The 17,371-nt window shown below is 64.4% G+C and carries 19 protein-coding genes; 14 read left to right on the forward strand and 5 right to left on the reverse strand.

Annotated features, from left to right (window positions below; genetic code table 11):
* Positions 1-165: 165 nt before the first annotated feature.
* From mshD to asd, 13 genes are all read left to right on the forward strand, one after another.
* Complete coding sequence (gene mshD / locus M1E17_RS17300) at positions 166-1,137, forward strand: mycothiol synthase (RefSeq protein WP_457963169.1); 972 nt, start codon at positions 166-168, stop codon at positions 1,135-1,137.
* 126 nt (positions 1,138-1,263) lie between these two features.
* Positions 1,264-3,513, forward strand: a complete 2,250-nt coding sequence (locus M1E17_RS17305) for an RNA degradosome polyphosphate kinase (protein WP_457963170.1) — start codon at positions 1,264-1,266, stop codon at positions 3,511-3,513.
* Between the two features lie 10 nt (positions 3,514-3,523).
* Positions 3,524-4,492, forward strand: coding sequence for an NUDIX hydrolase (locus M1E17_RS17310; protein WP_457963171.1), 969 nt, complete (start codon positions 3,524-3,526; stop codon positions 4,490-4,492).
* A 74-nt stretch (positions 4,493-4,566) separates the two neighbouring features.
* A complete protein-coding gene (locus M1E17_RS17315; protein ID WP_457963172.1) occupies positions 4,567-6,225 on the forward strand; it encodes a hypothetical protein in 1,659 nt (552 codons plus the stop codon).
* Positions 6,222-6,608: a GntR family transcriptional regulator gene (locus M1E17_RS17320; RefSeq protein WP_457963173.1), complete on the forward strand. Its 387-nt coding sequence runs from the start codon at positions 6,222-6,224 to the stop codon at positions 6,606-6,608. Before M1E17_RS17315 ends, M1E17_RS17320 begins: the two co-directional genes overlap by 4 nt.
* Positions 6,609-6,649: 41 nt before the next feature.
* Positions 6,650-7,453, forward strand: coding sequence for a thymidylate synthase (locus tag M1E17_RS17325; RefSeq protein WP_323809200.1), 804 nt, complete (start codon positions 6,650-6,652; stop codon positions 7,451-7,453).
* Complete coding sequence (locus tag M1E17_RS17330; protein WP_457963174.1) at positions 7,450-8,034, forward strand: dihydrofolate reductase; 585 nt, start codon at positions 7,450-7,452, stop codon at positions 8,032-8,034. Before M1E17_RS17325 ends, M1E17_RS17330 begins: the two co-directional genes overlap by 4 nt.
* Position 8,035: 1 nt before the next feature.
* Complete coding sequence (locus M1E17_RS17335) at positions 8,036-8,254, forward strand: NF038396 family protein (RefSeq protein WP_457963175.1); 219 nt, start codon at positions 8,036-8,038, stop codon at positions 8,252-8,254.
* A 156-nt stretch (positions 8,255-8,410) separates the two neighbouring features.
* Positions 8,411-9,418 (forward strand): WXG100 family type VII secretion target, encoded by a 1,008-nt coding sequence (locus M1E17_RS17340; protein WP_457963176.1) that lies wholly within the window; start codon positions 8,411-8,413, stop codon positions 9,416-9,418.
* Between the two features lie 29 nt (positions 9,419-9,447).
* On the forward strand, positions 9,448-10,098 hold the full coding sequence (locus M1E17_RS17345) for a hypothetical protein (RefSeq protein ID WP_457963177.1): 651 nt from the start codon (positions 9,448-9,450) through the stop codon (positions 10,096-10,098).
* The gene (locus M1E17_RS17350) at positions 10,088-10,579 is read left to right on the forward strand and encodes a hypothetical protein (protein WP_457963178.1); all 492 of its coding nucleotides are present in this window, start codon (positions 10,088-10,090) and stop codon (positions 10,577-10,579) included. Before M1E17_RS17345 ends, M1E17_RS17350 begins: the two co-directional genes overlap by 11 nt.
* Before the next feature lie 69 nt (positions 10,580-10,648).
* Positions 10,649-11,053: a hypothetical protein gene (locus M1E17_RS17355; protein WP_457963179.1), complete on the forward strand. Its 405-nt coding sequence runs from the start codon at positions 10,649-10,651 to the stop codon at positions 11,051-11,053.
* Positions 11,054-11,143: 90 nt separating this feature from the next.
* The gene (gene asd, locus M1E17_RS17360; protein WP_457963180.1) at positions 11,144-12,274 is read left to right on the forward strand and encodes an aspartate-semialdehyde dehydrogenase; all 1,131 of its coding nucleotides are present in this window, start codon (positions 11,144-11,146) and stop codon (positions 12,272-12,274) included.
* A 105-nt stretch (positions 12,275-12,379) separates the two neighbouring features.
* Here asd and M1E17_RS17365 read toward each other — a convergent pair whose 3' ends face one another.
* Complete coding sequence (locus tag M1E17_RS17365; protein ID WP_457963181.1) at positions 12,380-13,342, reverse strand: type IV toxin-antitoxin system AbiEi family antitoxin domain-containing protein; 963 nt, start codon at positions 13,340-13,342, stop codon at positions 12,380-12,382.
* 273 nt (positions 13,343-13,615) lie between these two features.
* Positions 13,616-14,716, reverse strand: a complete 1,101-nt coding sequence (locus M1E17_RS17370; RefSeq protein ID WP_457967815.1) for a winged helix DNA-binding domain-containing protein — start codon at positions 14,714-14,716, stop codon at positions 13,616-13,618.
* Positions 14,717-14,862: 146 nt separating this feature from the next.
* Between M1E17_RS17370 and M1E17_RS17375 the strand changes: the two genes are divergently transcribed.
* Complete coding sequence (locus M1E17_RS17375) at positions 14,863-15,363, forward strand: hypothetical protein (RefSeq protein ID WP_457963182.1); 501 nt, start codon at positions 14,863-14,865, stop codon at positions 15,361-15,363.
* Here M1E17_RS17375 and M1E17_RS17380 read toward each other — a convergent pair.
* The 3 genes from M1E17_RS17380 to M1E17_RS17390 are packed head-to-tail and all read right to left on the reverse strand — an operon-like array spanning position 15,344 to position 17,363.
* The gene (locus M1E17_RS17380) at positions 15,344-16,411 is read right to left on the reverse strand and encodes a UDP-N-acetylmuramate dehydrogenase (RefSeq protein WP_457963183.1); all 1,068 of its coding nucleotides are present in this window, start codon (positions 16,409-16,411) and stop codon (positions 15,344-15,346) included. The genes M1E17_RS17375 and M1E17_RS17380 overlap by 20 nt on opposite strands.
* Positions 16,412-16,455: 44 nt before the next feature.
* Positions 16,456-16,893: a MaoC family dehydratase gene (locus M1E17_RS17385; protein ID WP_457963184.1), complete on the reverse strand. Its 438-nt coding sequence runs from the start codon at positions 16,891-16,893 to the stop codon at positions 16,456-16,458.
* Between the two features lie 2 nt (positions 16,894-16,895).
* Positions 16,896-17,363, reverse strand: a complete 468-nt coding sequence (locus M1E17_RS17390; protein WP_457963185.1) for an FAS1-like dehydratase domain-containing protein — start codon at positions 17,361-17,363, stop codon at positions 16,896-16,898.
* Between the last annotated feature and the right edge of the window lie 8 nt (positions 17,364-17,371).

Consider the following 17,371-nt stretch of genomic DNA (forward strand, 5'->3'; position numbering starts at 1 on the left):
GTGGTGGAGGACATACGGGTCGAACGTATCGAGGCCACCCCAGTGGTGGATCCCCCTCGCATCCCGCGCCATGGTGCAAACCGCCGGATGAGATAACGACTATACGTGCAGGTTCCCAGCCATCAAAATCGGCACACTGGGTGCCGGGGCGTATAGCCTAGCTTCATGAGTCCTGCGCACCCCGAGAAATGGCCTGTCCTTGTTGTCAAGGGCGGGCTCGACAACCAGTTGCTCAAGGATTGCAGGGCCCTTCTCGCTGCAGCCGAGGAATCGGACGGCAACCCCTCACTGTCGGAGCAGACAGTGGTGACGCTCCGGGCCGGCGACCTGGCCGAACACGGTCTCCTGACGCTGGCCCTCTACGCACCGGACGAGGATGACGATCCCGCCTCCGGCCAGGACCTCGCAGGCATCGCAGTGGTGGTGGAGGAAGCGGACGGCAGCGGCGTGCTGGAAATCGCCGTCCATCCGAGTTACCGCAATCAGGGCGTGGCGGACCGCCTCGTCGGCGCCCTGAAGTCAAGCCGCGGGTTCGACGGCCTGAAGGCATGGTCCCACGGCAACCATGAGGCAGCAGCGGACCTCGCGGCCAAATACGGGTACGGCCCCGTCCGCGAACTCTGGAAGATGAGGCTGGCCACCGGGACTGCAGAACTTCCCGACGCCGGCCTTCCGGACGGCGTGACGCTGCGCGCCTTTGTCCCTGGCCGGGACGAAGAGCCGTGGCTTGCCGCCAACCGTGCCGCCTTTGCCGACCACCCTGAGCAAGGCGCGATGAGCCGGGCGGACCTGGATGCCCGGATTGCCGAAGACTGGTTCGATCCCGCCGGTTTCCTGCTGGCGGTTGACGGCGATGGCGGCCTGCTCGGTTTCCTGTGGACAAAGGTGCATCCCCGGCACGGCGGGCACCCCGCGATCGGTGAGGTGTACGCCGTGGGCGTCACCCCGGCCGCACGGGGTATGGGCCTGGGAAAGGCCCTCACCGTGGCCGGCATCAGGTATCTGCAGCAGCTCGGGCTTTCCGCCGTCATGCTTTACACCGATGCCGACAACGCCCCGGCGGTTTCCCTGTACCGGGGACTGGGCTTCACGCGCTGGGACATGGACGTGATGTACGGGCCGGTTGCGGCGCGCTAAACCACCCCGTGCGGACGAGTCCTTGGGCGGAAAGCCAAGGACTCGTCCGCGCTGAATGATTGTAAGGTTGAAACAGAACCGCGCCGGCCGTGTGCGCCAGCAATAGCGCACGTATAAGGAGAGACCATGAAACCGGAACCCGCCGGAACAGTCACGTCCGAAGGTGCTGCAGTGCCAGTCCGCGCACGGTTCGGCTCGTCGGAGGTGCCAGCCTCCCGGGCGACACAGGACCGGATCGACATTCCTGAGTTCGCGCCCAACCTTGCACCTGAAGGGGACATCCGGCCGGACCGGTTCCTGGACCGCGAATTGAGCTGGCTGGCATTCAACTCCCGGGTCCTGGAACTCGCTGAGGACCCCACCCTCCACCTGCTGGAGCGGGTCAGCTTCCTGTCCATCTTCGCGTCCAACCTGGACGAATTCTTTATGGTCCGTGTTGCCGGCCTGAAGCGCCGCATTGCAACCGGGCTGGCCGTGCCCTCCCCCGCAGGCCTCAGCCCCGTTGAAGTCCTGGAAAAAATTGGTGATGAAGCGCACCGGCTCCAGCAGCGCCACGCCCAGGTCTTCTCCGAACAGATCCGCCCTGCCTTGGCGTATGAACACATCCACCTGATGCATTGGGATGAACTCGATGACGCCGCCAAGCAGCAGCTCAGCGCAATGTTCGCCGAAAAGGTCTTCCCGATTCTGACGCCCTTGGCCGTGGATCCTGCACACCCCTTCCCCTACATCTCCGGCCTCTCGCTGAACCTGGCCGTGGTGGTCCGGAACCCGGTGAGCGACAAGGAACTCTTTGCCCGCGTGAAGGTGCCGGACCAGCTGCCGCGCCTCATATCCATTGACGGACCCAGGGCCGGTGCGGTGGCAGGGCGGGTTGCCCGCTTTATCGCGCTCGAAGAAGTTATCGCCGTCCACCTGGACAAGCTCTTTGCCGGCATGGAAGTCCTGGAGCACCACATCTTCCGTGTCACCCGCAACGAGGACGTGGAAGTGGAAGAGGACGACGCCGAGAACCTGCTCCAGGCCCTCGAAAAGGAACTGTTGCGCCGCCGGTTTGGCCCTCCCGTCCGGCTGGAGGTCACGCACGACATCAACCCCAACATCCGCGCGCTTCTGATCCGCGAACTGGGCGTTGAAGAGTCCGAGGTCTATTCAGTCCCGGCGCCGCTGGACCTCCGCGGACTGTCCGTTATCGCGGCGATCGACCGCGCGGATCTCCACTACCCCAAACACGTCCCGCACACCTCCAGGTACCTCAACGAATCCGAGACGTCCAAGGCAGCGAACGTCTTCGCCGCCATGCGCCGCCGCGATATCCTTCTGCACCACCCGTACGACTCCTTCTCAACGTCCGTACAGGCTTTCCTTGAGCAGGCCGCCGCTGACCCGAAGGTCCAGGCCATCAAGCAGACCCTGTACCGCACCTCGGGCGACTCCCCCATTGTGGATGCCCTGATCGATGCGGCCGAGGCAGGCAAGCAGGTCCTGGCCCTTGTGGAGATCAAGGCCCGCTTTGACGAGCAGGCCAACATTTCCTGGGCCCGCAAACTTGAGCAGGCGGGCGTGCATGTGGTCTACGGAATCGTGGGCCTGAAAACGCACTGCAAGCTGTCCCTGGTGGTCCGGCAGGAAGTGGACGGGCTGCGCCGCTACTGCCACATCGGAACCGGCAACTACCACCCACGCACCGCGCGCTATTACGAGGACCTGGGCCTCCTGACCGCCAACGACCAGGTGGGCGAAGACCTTTCCAAGCTCTTCAACCAGCTTTCCGGCTATGCACCCAAATCAACGTTCAAGCGCCTCCTCGTGGCACCAAGGTCCGTCCGGTCCGGGCTGATCGACAGGATCGAAACCGAGATCCGTAACGCCCGCGCGGGACTTTCCGCCAGGGTTCAGATCAAGGTGAACTCGATTGTGGACGAGGCCATCATCGACTCGCTGTACCGGGCATCGCAGTCGGGCGTCAAGGTGGATGTAATCGTCCGCGGTATCTGTTCACTGCGCCCGGGCGTCCCCGGCCTCAGCGAAAACATCACTGTCCGCTCAGTGCTGGGCCGCTTCCTTGAACACTCACGGGTCTTCGCGTTCGCCAACGGGGGCGACCCCGTGGTGTACATCGGCTCGGCTGACATGATGCACCGCAACCTGGACCGCCGGGTTGAGGCCCTGGTCCAGCTGGCCAGTTCGGATGATGTCACATACGTCCTTGACCTGCTGCGCCGCTACATGGATCCCGAAACGGCCAGCTGGCACCTGGACAACCAGGGCGACTGGTCGCGTTACCATATCGCCGACGACGGCACGCGCCTTGACGACGTCCAGTCGTGGCTGCTCGCATCGAGGCCGCGCCAGCGCAGCCTGAGCCGGCGGTAGGGCTGGTCCATTGTCGAGCGACGCACTCGTAGCAGATCAGACAGACCATCCGGGCGAGCCGGTAGCGGTCACAGCCGCCGGAGCCCTGCCGTGGCGCATCAACAAGGACCAGCTGGAGGTACTGCTGATCCACCGGCCACGCTACGACGACTGGTCCTGGCCCAAGGGAAAAATCGACGCCGGTGAAACCATTCCCGAGTGTGCCGTCCGCGAGATACAGGAAGAAATCGGCCTGACGGCACAGCTGGGCATCCCCCTGCCCCCCATCCACTACCATGTGGCCTCCGGCCTGAAAGTGGTTCATTACTGGGCCGTCCGCGTCAACGGGGACCGGCTCCTGCCGGACGGCAAGGAGGTGGACAGTGTGATGTGGTGCTCCCCTGCGAAGGCCGCCACGCTGCTGTCCAACCCTTCCGACGTCGTCCCTCTGGACTTCCTCCAGGCCGCCTATGACCGTGGGGAACTGAACACCTGGCCCATGGTGGTGCTCCGCCATGCCAAGGCCAAGCCCCGTTCCTCCTGGACCAAAGCAGAGGGTGAACGCCCCCTGGCCGCCACCGGACTGAGGCAGGCCCAGGCCGTGGGACGACTCCTGCATACGTGGAAGCCCCTGCGGGTTGTTACCAGTCCGTGGCTGCGCTGCGTGGCCACCGTAATGCCGTATGCCAACGCCGCCGGGGCGAAGGTGAAGCTGGTGGAGGCCCTGACGGAACACAGGCATGCCCGCAATCCCAAGAAGACAGCTGCGGTCATCGAGGCCCTGTTCGACAAGCAGCGCCCGGTAGTTGTCTGCACCCATCGCCCGGCCCTCCCTACTGTGATGGACCAGCTGGCCAAGCACATGCCCTCGGCACTGAGCGCCCTGCTGCCGTCCTCCGAGCCGTACCTCTCACCGGGGGAAGTAGTGGTGTGCCATGTTGCCCCCGGCAGCAAGAACCGAATCGTCGCGGTGGAACAGTTCAAACCGTTTGACGACTAGCATCTGAGCCCGGTTGACCCACGGAACTTTGTATCAAATACTTAGTACATTGATACAAAGCTTTGGGGGATGACGTGCCTGGCACCAATGGATTTGAACTGGCGTTCCAGAATGTAGCGCCCATGGTCCTGCTGTGGCCCTTCCTCTTGGCCGCCGGGCTGTACGTCCTCCTCCGCTGGGTGATCTCGGCACCGGATGGTGGAACATCCAGGGTCACGGTGGCCCAGCATGCCCTCTGGGTGGGTGTCATCGGCTGGCTGGGCAGCTCCCTTCAGCCGGCCTCGAATGCCGGGATCCTGCCCGAGAACCCGGGTACGGCAGCACTGGCCTCCCCCGGGGCCATCCTCACCGCCCTCGCCTGGCCCATCCTGGGATGCCTCGGGGTCCATGCAATCGGACAGCTGAGCTATCCCGGGCCCCGGCGCCCCCGCAGGCTGGCTACCCTTGGCGTCCGGCGGGTCCGGGATTTCCTCCCGCGCCCCCTCGCGTGGACTGTTGCCGCCATTTTCGTGGCAGCGGCTGTGCAGATCGCCTGGACGGCCACCCTTCCGGGATTCACTCGGGTCCCCTACAACACGTTGAACGTGAACCCCCAGGATGCTGTCCAGGCAGGCGGCGACGGGCGCATTCCGGGTGTTGAACTGGCTGCGTACCTCGGTGCCGGGCTGATGGTGCTGGCCATCGGTACGGGCCTTGTCCTGATGCTCATTGCCAAGCGACGGCAGCTGGAGGCGCTGGACGCGGACGAGAATGACCTGCTGCGGACCATCGCGATGAACAGGCTGCTCCGCACGGTGGCCACGATTGCCGCGGGATTGGCCGCCATCGCCGGGAACTTCGCGGCACGGCCGGACGCTTTGGTCCCCTCAAACGGCTGGTTCAATCCCATGGGCCTGGTTTCGCTCGCAGTGCTGCTGGCCATGTGGTGGTGGGCCCCGCCCAAGCTCGCCAGTGCCCAGGTTGGCCGCAAGGGTTCCGCGCACCCCACATCGGCTGCCGGCACACAGCCAGCCACCCGGCTATCCGTCTCGCTGGGCGCCGCTCTCGGGCTCGCCCCGCTGATACCCGCCGTTGCTGGCCTCTTCTTTCCCGGAACGCTGATCTGGGGACAACCGACTGTGTTCACCGCCCTGGCGGCGGCAGCAGCACTGGCCGTCATCGCCGCCGGGGAGCTCCTGATGCACCGCAACCACGGAGCCCTATCCGCACCGAGGACGTGGCCGCGGCAGCCGGTGAGCCCGGCGCTGCTGTCCACCGCCATCGTGACCCTCACCCTTCTCACCGCCGTGGCCGCGGTTACGGCCGCCGGTGAGGCGATGCTGGCCGCACCGCCAAGCTGGACCACAACGGCACTGGCCACGGCCGCCGTCGTGATCCTTTCGGCACTCCCCCTTGCCGCCGCCCGGAAACGGCGCGGCATCGCGGCGGTTGTCCCCGGCCTGGACGCGGCGCTGCGCGCGATCACGGTGCACAGGGTGGTCCGCACCCTGGCAGCCTGCTTCGCGGTCCAGGCCGGCGTGCTGCTCATCACGGCCAGCCGGGCGTGGCCTCCGGTCCTTGGACTGCCGGAGGCTGCGTGGCCGTCCTTCTGGCAGCCCCCTGTCACCGTGGGTTCGCTGGTGGTGGCAGCAGGAGTGGTCATCGCGGTGATTCCGGTCAGAGGCTTTGCGCGCACTGCCTCCCCGCGACAGCCCCAAGCGGATCCGGCAAACCAAGCCGAAGCGCTGAAATGAACGCCGGGATCTCCATCGATTTAAGGTCAGCGACGCCGCCGTACGAGCAAATCCGTTCACAGATTGCCTCTTTGATAGCCATCGGCTCCCTCAGCCCCGGCAGCCGCCTGCCCACCGTCCGCAGCCTCGCGGCCGATCTGGGCATCGCCGCCGGCACGGTGGCCCGGGCCTATAAGGAGCTGGAGGCGTCAGGCCTTATTGAATCCCGACGCCGGTTGGGTACCGTGGTTGCGCCTGGCATCCGGGGAGGGGCCGGCGGCGCGGAAGCCGTTCCCGAATCGGTGACTGCCGCCGTCGGCCTCCTGGTCAACACCGGCCGCGATGCAGGGTTGAGTGATGAACTCCTGCTTGACCTGGTGCGTGGGAAACTCAGAAATGGCTGACCCTCCACGGAACCAGCGCCGGGGCAAAGTAGACTTTAGCCGTGAGCATCCCAACGCCTTATGAAGACCTCCTGCGAGATGTCATGGCCCATGGCACGCACAAATCCGACCGCACCGGGACCGGCACTACCAGTGTGTTTGGCCGGCAGATCCGGTTTGACCTGTCCAAAAGCTTCCCGCTGATCACTACCAAGCGCGTTCATTTCAAGTCCGTGGCGGTGGAGCTGCTGTGGTTCCTGCGCGGCGAATCGAACGTGAAATGGATGCAGGACCAGGGCGTTACCATCTGGAATGAATGGGCAGATGCCGACGGCGAGCTGGGTCCGGTTTACGGTGTGCAGTGGCGGAGCTGGCCCACCCCGGACGGTGGCCACATCGACCAAATCGCCGAGCTGGTGGAGAACCTCAGATCCAACCCGGACTCGCGGCGGCATATTGTCTCGGCCTGGAATGTCTCCGAACTCAAGGACATGGCGCTGCCGCCGTGCCACGCGTTCTTCCAGTTCTATGTGGCCAACGGCAAACTCTCCTGCCAGCTTTACCAGCGGTCCGCGGACATGTTCCTGGGCGTACCGTTCAATATCGCCTCGTACGCCCTGCTCACGTGCATGATCGCCCAGCAGGTGGGGCTGGAGCCCGGAGAGTTTGTCTGGACCGGCGGCGATGTACACATCTACGAGAACCACATGGACCAGGTCCTCAAGCAGCTGGACCGGGAGCCGTACGAGTACCCGCAGCTGGTGATCACCCGGAAGCCGGCCTCCATCTTCGACTACACCCTCGAGGACTTCGACGTGGTGGGCTACCAGCACCACCCCACTATTAAGGCTCCGATCGCCGTATGAGCACCGAAAATTCCGCAGACCCCCAAGACTTCACCCAGGAGATCGCTGACTCCGTCACCGGAGTGGGCCTGGTGTGGGCGCAAACTGCCGACGGCGTCATTGGCAAGGGCGGCGACATGCCGTGGCACCTGCCCGAGGACCTCAAACACTTCAACCGGCTGACCATGGGCCATCCCGTGATCATGGGCCGCAAGACCTGGCTGTCCTTTCAGGACAAGTACCGTCCCCTCCCCGGCCGGACCAACATCGTCATCACCCGGCAGAAAAGCTGGGCGGACTCGCCCGAGGCGGAGGGCGCCGTCGTGGTTCCGTCCTTGGATGACGCGCTGCTGGAATCCCAGTTCGTCGACGGCGGCGAGACGGTATGGATCCTGGGCGGCGGTGAGGTCTTCCGGCAGTCCACGGACCTCGCCAACGTTGCGGTGGTCACCACCATCGATGTGGAAGCCGACGGCGACACCTTCGCTCCCGAGCTGGGCGCCACCTGGGAGGCGGCCGCGGCTGTTCCGCCCGATGGCTGGCTGACGGCGGCCAACGGGACACGCTACCGATTCACCAAATGGGTACGGACAGAGGGCTGACGTGCTGAAAAAACCCGAAACCCTGTTTGTACTGGGCTACATGCTGCTGCCGCTCCTGGCCCTGCTGTCCGCCATCGTTGGCCTGACCATGATCCTGGGCGGCAACAAGATCCCCGGGATCATCGTGCTGGTGGTGGTCACCCAGGTCTTTGCCTTCGGCGCTTTCTTTGCCCTCCGGGCCCGCAAGAATGCGGTGCCGGAGGAAACCGGCCGGCGCTAGCCGCCTGCCGGATCGATTGCTGCCGGATCGCTTGCTCCCGGTCCTTGGCCGGGATGGGGAGCACACCCCATCGCAGCGGCCCGCGTGGCGTGGCTAGACTTCAGGGAGCGGCCTGACGGAGAACCAGCTGCTCAGACATGTGGGGGATGATGCCTTGTGGCAGGTAATTTGTGGGGCGCGGACGTCGCCCAGCTGCGCACGCTGGCACAGCAGTTCGGAACGGCATCCGAAAGCCTGATGCAGCAGTCGTCGTCGCTCACCGGTGTGATCAACAATGGCAGCGGGTCCTGGAAGGGTGCCGACAGTGAACGCTTCAGGTCCGAGTGGAATGGAAGCCACCGGGCACTGATCCAGCAGACGGCCCATGCGCTGAAGCAGGAATCCAAGAGACTGCTGGCGAACGCCGACGAACAGGAGAAGGCCAGCAATGCTGCGCCCGGCTCAGGCGGCGGAGGGCCTTTTGGCGGCCGCGGCCATGCAGGCCGTCCGGCCAACCCGTTCAGTCCTTGGGGCCCAGATTGGATCTCGGACGGAGATTCTCCTTTCCGCACGGGCTGGGACGCCTATAACGGCGTCCTCGGCCTGAAAACAGTTCCCTTGGGGATCCGGGATTTCCAGCAGTTCCTCGCGCGGCACGGCAGGGAAGTCGATGCTTTGCTCGCAGCCGGGCACGACTGGGCCGCAGTGAAGCGGACCTTCAATAAGGACCTCTGGGAAGCAGCGGCACGTTCAGACAGTTTGCGCGGTGCATTCTCCGGGACGGCGGACCTGCTGAGCGGCAAATTCGGTGACTTCGCCGAGATGGCCCGTGGTGCCGGGGCAGCTGACCTTGGTCCCTGGGCAAAGTTTGGCCTGAACTCGGCCGGGCATGCCATTGGCGGAATAAGTGTTGGCCTGGATGGCCTGGACACGGTCAACGCAATCCGAGACGGCGAAACCGGGGATGCCCTGAAGTCGGGCCTCAAAACTGCACTCGGTGTTGGGTCCTTCTTCCCGCCGCCCGTTGGTGTCACCTGCATGGTGATTGGCGGCGCATGGGCGGCCGTCGAACTGATCCCGGGAGCTAAGGATTCCATTGATAATGCCTTTGACGCCATCGGTGACTTCACCGAAGATGCCACAGAAAATATCGGCGAGGGCGTCAAGGACTTCTTCGGTTTCTAGCCTGTTTCCCTACTCATAGGATGATGAACATGACTGCGACAAAGACCCCGGCAGACACGTCTGTAGGATTTGGCCTGGCCGAAATGGCCTACCTAGTGCATCTGCAGGCGACGCCGGGATCCCAGGCCAGCGCTTCGTGGCTACGGCTCACCGAGGAATCTGAAAACCAGGAACTGATCGGCGCCGGCCTTTCCTCGCTCATCGCCCGAGGCCTGGCCACCGTCAATGGTTCAGATGTGGACTTCGATATGCGTGTCGATGTTGTCGCCTACACACTTGCCAACGCCCTCAGATGGACACAATTGGATCTGCTTCTGAATGCCGAACAAGGCGATTCGGTCCTGCATGCCGAGTCGGACCGGACAACGCTGATATTCCAGCCGAGAACCATGATGAGTTGGTTCGCCCTTCCCCAGGACCCAAACATCTCAGCAGCAGCCGCTGAGGCCTTCATCGTCCGGGAACATTTGGGCCAGAACACGGAAGGTGGCGTCAGGATAAGGTCCGGATTGCGCCCCGGTGCCCGGCAGTTACTCATCCGCAAAGACAATGAAGGGTGGGTCCACGCCGTAGCCGTGAATGACGTGGTGGGAGCTGAAACGTTGGCGGAGACCAACGACGACCTGGTTGCCGCGCTGAGTACGTTCAGGTCCGAAGGTGGATCTGCTGATGGCATCTGAGCCATCGGTGGAAAGCCTCATTGCCGACCGCCCCTACTACTACGCCACCGGGATGGACAGAACCGTCTACGCCTATACCCGGGACGAATGGGGCATTGGTGGATCGCAGCCGTCCGGCAATTACTCGGTCCACAGCGCAACAGGCCTGTACATCGTCACGATCCTGATGACCATCCCCGCCATATTTGCGCCCCTGCTTTTGATCGTCGCCGTAGCCAGCCTCAACCTCATTGTTGGCCTGCTCGCGCTGGTTTGCACCGCGCTCTTTACAGGGGGCTGGCTGTTCGGCATCCATAACCTCCGGAGGGAGCGGCAAGCGTCGAAGCTGCGCCGCCTCAGAGGGTTGCCGAAGCCCCGCTTCGCTCTCGACGACGACAAGGCCCGCAGCTGGTTCGAGGCCAACCCGTCCGGGATTCCGATCACCCGCGAAAACTTCCCGGACAGCACGCGGCCATTCCCCGGCGAATCCCACCCAGGCTGACCAATCACACCGCTACCCGGGGACAGGGAAGCTTCACGAGATTCCCCACCACCGCCGTAAGGAAGACAAATGGTTTACGACGCTGCCCGCTTCCAGCGGGATGATGAGACGACGGCGTGGCACCAGGCCACCGTCGCGGCCGGTGACAAGCGCAACCTGATGCGCACCAAGAAGGGTGAGCTTTACAGCTACGCCGCCGACGAAATCGGATTTGCAAGGGGATCCGGCGTGCAATTCACCACGTGGTGGGGCATGCTGATCGGCGCCTCGATGATGCTGGGCATTGGTTTGATCGTCACCTGGGGTGTGCTGATCCTGCCCGCCGTTCGGGGAGGCGAGCCCTATTGGGGTGGACTGTTCCTTGTTCTTTTTTCTGCCGGCGGGTGTTGGCTTTTTCTCCACTATGCGGTGGCCGAGTACAAGGCCCGTCAGCTGCGCCGGGCCAGAGGCGTTCCCGAGCCAGGTTCCAGATGACGGATCCGGCGGCGGTGCCGTACGGCGTCGTGCTTTTGCAGGTGACGTAACCAACTGCGGGCTGCCGGTCCGGGAGTCTAAACTGGACGAATGACTACAGCAGCTACTCCGTCCGTTGGACTGGTCGGTTGGCGTGGCATGGTCGGTTCCGTCCTGATGCAGCGTATGCAGGACGAAGGCGACTTCGCCAACATCAACCCGGTATTTTTCTCCACCTCAAACGCGGGAGGTGCCGCCCCCGTTTTTGCTGACGGGGCAGGCAAGCTCGAGGACGCGTTCGACGTCGAGACGCTGGCGAAGCTGCCGATTATTGTTACCGCCCAGGGCGGGGATTACACCAAGCGTGTCCACACCGAACTGCGCAGCCGGGGCTGGGATGGCCTCTGGATCGACGCCGCCTCCACCCTGCGCATGACCGATGACTCCATCATTGTGCTGGACCCGATCAACCGGGATGTCATCGACAAGGGCCTGGTCAACGGCACCAAGGACTTCATCGGCGGGAACTGCACCGTGTCCTGCATGCTGATGGGCCTGGGCGGGCTCTTCAAGAACAACCTTGTCGAGTGGGGCACGTCCATGACCTACCAGGCTGCCTCCGGCGGCGGCGCGCGGCACATGCGCGAGCTGCTCAGCCAGTTCGGGACTCTGAACGCAGAGGTCAGCAGTGAACTGGACGATCCGGCGTCGGCCATCCTGGACATCGACCGCAAGGTCCTGGCCCACCAGCGCACGGGCATCGACGCCAGCCAGTTCGGTGTGCCACTGGCCGGATCCCTGATCCCCTGGATCGACGCGGACCTCGGCAACGGGCAGTCCAAGGAAGAGTGGAAGGCCGGGGTGGAGACCAACAAGATCCTGGGCACCACGGATGAAAACCGGGTCATCATGGACGGACTCTGCATCCGGATCGGTGCCATGCGCTCCCACTCCCAAGCTCTTACCCTCAAGCTCCGCGAGGACCTTTCCGTGGCCGAGATCGAGAAGATCGTGGCCGAGGACAACGAGTGGGCCAAGGTCATTCCGAACTCCAAGGAAGCCTCGATGACGGGCCTGACTCCGGTTGCCGCCTCCGGCACGCTGGACATCCCGGTGGGCCGCATCCGCAAGCTTGAAATGGGCCCGGAGTACATCAGCGCCTTCACCGTAGGCGACCAGCTGCTGTGGGGCGCCGCCGAGCCGCTGCGCCGCATGCTCAACATCGCCACGGGTACGCTCTAGCTACACTGCGGGCCGCGGCTTTTGGTTTCGGCCGGCAAGAACGGCCCTGCCCCGCAGGAACGGTGCTCTCCAGCACCGCTCAAGCGGGGCAGGGCCGTTTTTGCGTCAGGCGGACAGTCTTCGTGAGCGCTGAGCCATGGCGAGCAGCCGCCGCCTCAGCTCAGCCGGACGGTCCAGGTCCTGCCATTTAAGCCGGAGGACCAGCCAGCCCTCCTCCACCAGCGCAATCTCGCGCTGGCGTTCGGCCAGAATCACTTCGTCGGTGGGTTTGTAGTCGAAGTACTTGGACCTGCCATCAAACTCGATCACAATTCTGGTCAGTGCGTCCGCAAAATCGGCGCGGAAGAGTCCGCTCCCTGTGGCAATCTCCACCTGCGGGACGAAGCTGTGCATCCCCAGGGAGTGAAGCAGCAGCCGGGTCCTGGTTTCCCCCGCTGATTCAGACCGCCCGTCCAAGGCGTCAAGCAGGTTGAGCGCACGCCGTCCGCCCCGCTTCACTGGGCTTTGGGCCAGGAGTTCGCGCATGCTGTCGAGGCCGGCGCCTTTTCTCAGCGCATGGTCTCCGATCACTGCTGCCTGTTCCAGCGTGAGGATCCGGGCGCAGTCCACGACAGTCCTCTCAAGACTGGTCACCTTGAACAAACGGCCGTCCCCGGTCCGCAACGAGGCGAGGTCCCCGACGTCGAATTCCATCCTGTGCGTCCTGACGTCGCTCCCGGCGCTTTTGGACGAGTTCGCGTGCCCAGTGGTGACGTGAACCTGGGGACCCACGCCCCATACCTGACACCCGTACAGTCTTGCGGCACTCACATGACTGTAGCGCGAGAGGCCGCCGGTTGATTCGTAGTGCGCCTGGATGCGCAGCACATCCCGTGTCCACGGCTTGCTTTCAGCCCAATGCCCGGCCCTCACGTAGGCGCCGCGCCTGAGCCTCAGAAGCACCCCACTCCGGACTGCCGCCGTCAACACCCGTTCCTCTAAACCTGCCGTGGCCAACTGCCGTGTCGAGGCAACGCGAAAAGCGGGCCAGCGGGCATCCACCAGGTCAAGTATCTTGTCAGAGTTCATTATCAGAGCCTGAGTGCGGGGCGGCGGCCCTGGCTACAGGCCGCTGAGCTATGTGGACAAGCCTTCTCCCTGGTGGCTCAGCGTTGGAGCGGTCCGGCCCCGCTCAAACGGCGTGGGCCCGCAGCGCTTTTGCGGGGCAGAGCCGCTCGTGGGAGCAAGGCGGCTCGTGGCGTGCGGCTCTGGGCAGGAGCGGTCCGGCCCCGCTCAAGCGGCGTTGGCCCGCAGCGCTTTTGCGGGGCAGGGCCGCTCGTGCTGGGCGTTGGGAACCAGGGCTCAGCTCGCTAGGAACGACAGGTACCTCTCCGATGCCTCGGCTAAGGCGGCCTGCGCCCCGGAGCCGAGTGGTTTGGTCTCGTCGAACAGTTCGGGCACGACGGCGCCGGTCGCCCCTTTGCCCTCACGCGCCCACGTGCCAACCACCTCTCCCCCTGCGACGACGGTCTTTTTGAAGACACCGTTGCCTCCCGGGACGATCTTGCCGGCGTGCTCAGGAGCCAGGACCAGGCTCCGGTCCTGGTAGCCAAGCAGGAACTCATCAAAGCCCGGAAGGAGCAGCACCGAGCGCTGGCCGGGAACACCGGCGTCGAGCAACGACGCGGTCTCCGGCGAGAGCCAACAGCTGGTGCCGCCGTATTCCAGCTCCAGCAGGCTCCCACGGACTGCCTCAAACACGGCCCGGACCTCCGTCAGGGGAATCTGTGTCCACCAGGAGAAATCGCGCAACGTGGCCGGGCCGTGGCTGGTGAAGTATCTCAGCATGAACTCAGCGATGGCCTCCTGCCGCTCCAGGCTCCGCGAAACCGGGATCCAGTCGTCGAAGGCCACCAGCAACTGCTGATTGCCTGCAAGCGGCCCCTGCACCAGCCATGCGTGGCGGCAAAGGGTTCCCAAAATATGGACTCCCCGCTGCCCCTTAGTGGGCTGCCCGGCTGCATCAAACACCGCGAACAGCTCGTTCCGGCTGACGGGTCCGCCGCCGGCAATACGCTCCAAGGCTATGTCGCGGCATTTCTCGATGTCCGCGCGAGTGATGTCCAGTTCCCGATGCCGTGCTGAGATGCTCTTGTTGAGACGGTCGGCAGTGACTTCCAGCATCCACCGCAGATCCTCGGGAGCCACAAAATGCAGGGTTCCGCGCATGGGCCAGGACCGGACCACGCTGCCGCCATCAATCGCCGCCCTTACATCCGTCAGCCCGGCGCCGGGGACCCTCACTCCCACGGCCCACATGGCCGCCTGCAGGTCCTGTGCCTGGCTTGCCGTCATCCAGCGAACGGCCTCAGCAACCGAGCCGAATCCTTCGCCCTGCAATCCCTGCGAGGCCAGCCGCAGCCTTCCCATGATCTTGGGCGTAATCCTGTTTCCTGCCGTCATCCCCATGCCCTCATCCTAGGGCTGCCAAAGCAGGCACCGCATCCGGTGGCTGCCAAAGCAGGCACCGCATCCGGCAATGAGGCTGCACGATGCTGGGTGCGCCGACACTGGTCTGGCACTCCCACGGCTGCCTATAGGCTAAGACCATGACTTTGGGGAGTTTGTGGCACTTGTTCGCGCGCGAAACAAAACTGTGGATGACGGGCGGATCGGTGTCGGTCCTGGCGGGTGTAGTGCTGGGACTGCTCGCCATACCTGCCTTCCAGGCATCGCGAACACCCGAACTCGGTCTGCAGCTCCCGTCCCTGGTGCTGAGCCTCGGCGGAGGGTACGCCGTGGTGTTTCCCGGCCTCAGGGTGGCCCGCACCAAGGTCAGCATCTACCGCGGCTGGCGGCAGCACCCAGCCAGCGCCAAAGCCCTCTGGATTCTTTCCTACGCCGTGGGCATCATCGGCCTGGTGACCTGCATCCTGGCAGGCGGGATCAGTCCGTCCCTGCCCGGGCTCCTGGTATGGGTCTTTATGGGTCCGTACCTCGCGCTCTCCGGCTGGGCCTCGGCTTTGCTCGGAATGGCGGCGAACGTCCGGCTCATGACTGGCACCGTGGACGCAGGGGATCCAGCTCCCGCTAGAGGTCCAGCCCAATAAGCAGCGGTTCCGGATGCAGTTCGATGCCAAAACGTTCTACGACGCCGGCACGCACCTCGCGCGCGATGGCCACCATATCTTTGGCTTGCGCCGAGCCACGGTTGGTGATGGCCAGTGTGTGCTTGGTGGAGAGCGACGCCCGGCCGCCGGAGACGCTTCCTTCCTCCAAGCCATACCCCTTGCCGAAGCCTGCCTGATCAATCAGCCAGGCCGCGGACAGCTTCACCAGGCCGTCACGGCCCGCGGGGTACTGCGGGGCAGAATCCGGGAGGACGGCAGTCTCGGCCGCAGGAACGACGGGGTTGGTGAAAAACGAACCGGTGGAGTAGGTGTCCCGGTCCGCGGGGTCCAGCACCATTCCCTTGGACGCCCGCAGCCGCAGCACCTCGCGGCGGACGTCGTTGGAATAGGCCCGTTTTCCGGGCTCCACACCCAGGGAGCGGGCCAGCTCGGCATAGCGGATGGGGGCGCTCATCCGTCCGAGGGGTAGTTGGAACTCCACAGTAAGCACCACGTAACGGGGCGAACCGTTCACGGTAGTCTGCTTCAGGATGGAATCCCGGTAGCCGAACTTCAGTTCCGAGTTGGTGAACGTCCGGACGGCATTCTTGGTCCGGTCCCAGGTCCGCACCGCGGCGATGGTCTGGGAAACATCAGAGCCATAGGCGCCCACGTTCTGGACGGGCGTGGCGCCACTGGCACCAGGAATCCCCGAAAGTGCCTCAATGCCTGACCAGGCGTGAAGCACCGCATGCTCCACCAGGGCGTCCCAGTTGTGTCCTGCCTGGACCACCACGGAGACCCCGCCGCAGGAGTCCTCGGCATTGACGGTGAACCCCTCGGAAGCGATCCTAAGGACCGTCCCGGGGAATCCGTCGTCGGAAATCAGGAGGTTGGAGCCGCCGCCGATGAGCAGCAGCTGCTCGCCCTGTTCATCAGCCGAGCTGACAGCTTCGATGATCTCAGCCTCGGTCCTGGCCTCGATGAACTTGCCTGCCGGGCCTCCGACGGCAGCGGTGGTCAATTCTGAAAGCAGTGTCTGGGTCACCTGTCCACCCTAGCTCAGCGGAACGTCGCCGAACTTTGCCCGGTTCAGCTCAGCCTCACGATGGCCTGGGCCTTCATCAGCACTTTCTGGCCGGCAGAGACCACGGTGAGGTCCACGCGGGCGGTGCCGGCATCGGCGTCGAGCTTTCCAATGGCGCCGCTGACCTCAATAGTGGCCCCCGGCTCCGCCGCGCCGGTTGTGTCCGCTACCGGGACCGGTTTGGTGAAACGCGTCTGGAAATCGACGACGGCGGCAGGGTCCCCTGCCCAGTCGGTCACCAACTGCACGGCCGCCCCCATGGTGAACATGCCATGGGCGATGACGCCGGGGAGTCCCACGCTGGTGGCGAAGGCCTCGTTCCAGTGGATGGGGTTGAAGTCGCCGGAGGCACCAGCGTACTTGACCAGGTCAGTGCGGGTGACTTCGATGGTGCGGTTGCCGATCTCCTGGCCGGCACTGAGTTCGTGGAAACTGGGGCTCATGGTTACTGTCCCTCTCCGCGGACCAGAATGGACGATGTGGCAGTAGCAACGCTCTCGCGGGCGTCACCGTTTGAGGCTGTGAGGGCGAAAATCTCCGAGCGGGTGGTAATCATGGCCCCGCCTCCCATAGCGCGGACGCCGTCAACGTGCAGCTCGGCCACCAGCCGGTCGCCGGCGAGGATAGGGCGGTGATGTGTGAAGCGCTGGTCCGCATGGACCACACGGGAAAAGTCGATGCCGGACTCCGGATCCTCGATCAGCTGTGCGTCGGCGCGCTGGGCGACGATGATCGCGAACGTCGGCGGAGCCACCAGGTCGCTGTGCCCCAGGGCTTTGGCGGCTTCGACATCAAAGTGGGCTGGGTGGGTGGCCTTAACCGCGCGTGCGAACTCGCGGATTTTCTCGCGGCCGACGTCGTATACCTCTGCGGCAGGGTAGCTGCGGCCCTGCAGGTCCGGATTGATAGTCATGGATTCAA

The sequence above is a fragment of the Arthrobacter sp. D1-29 genome, assembly GCF_054130585.1.

Coding starts and splice junctions, on each gene's coding strand:
- mshD (WP_457963169.1), top strand. CDS start 166: ATGAGTCCTGCGCACCCCGAGAAATGGCCTGTCCTTGTTGTCAAGGGC.
- M1E17_RS17355 (WP_457963179.1), top strand. CDS start 10,649: ATGGTTTACGACGCTGCCCGCTTCCAGCGGGATGATGAGACGACGGCG.
- asd (WP_457963180.1), top strand. CDS start 11,144: ATGACTACAGCAGCTACTCCGTCCGTTGGACTGGTCGGTTGGCGTGGC.
- M1E17_RS17305 (WP_457963170.1), top strand. CDS start 1,264: ATGAAACCGGAACCCGCCGGAACAGTCACGTCCGAAGGTGCTGCAGTG.
- M1E17_RS17350 (WP_457963178.1), top strand. CDS start 10,088: ATGGCATCTGAGCCATCGGTGGAAAGCCTCATTGCCGACCGCCCCTAC.
- M1E17_RS17330 (WP_457963174.1), top strand. CDS start 7,450: ATGAGCACCGAAAATTCCGCAGACCCCCAAGACTTCACCCAGGAGATC.
- M1E17_RS17385 (WP_457963184.1), bottom strand. CDS start 16,893: ATGAGCCCCAGTTTCCACGAACTCAGTGCCGGCCAGGAGATCGGCAAC.
- M1E17_RS17320 (WP_457963173.1), top strand. CDS start 6,222: ATGAACGCCGGGATCTCCATCGATTTAAGGTCAGCGACGCCGCCGTAC.
- M1E17_RS17345 (WP_457963177.1), top strand. CDS start 9,448: ATGACTGCGACAAAGACCCCGGCAGACACGTCTGTAGGATTTGGCCTG.
- M1E17_RS17365 (WP_457963181.1), bottom strand. CDS start 13,342: ATGAACTCTGACAAGATACTTGACCTGGTGGATGCCCGCTGGCCCGCT.
- M1E17_RS17375 (WP_457963182.1), top strand. CDS start 14,863: ATGACTTTGGGGAGTTTGTGGCACTTGTTCGCGCGCGAAACAAAACTG.
- M1E17_RS17390 (WP_457963185.1), bottom strand. CDS start 17,363: ATGACTATCAATCCGGACCTGCAGGGCCGCAGCTACCCTGCCGCAGAG.
- M1E17_RS17370 (WP_457967815.1), bottom strand. CDS start 14,716: ATGACGGCAGGAAACAGGATTACGCCCAAGATCATGGGAAGGCTGCGG.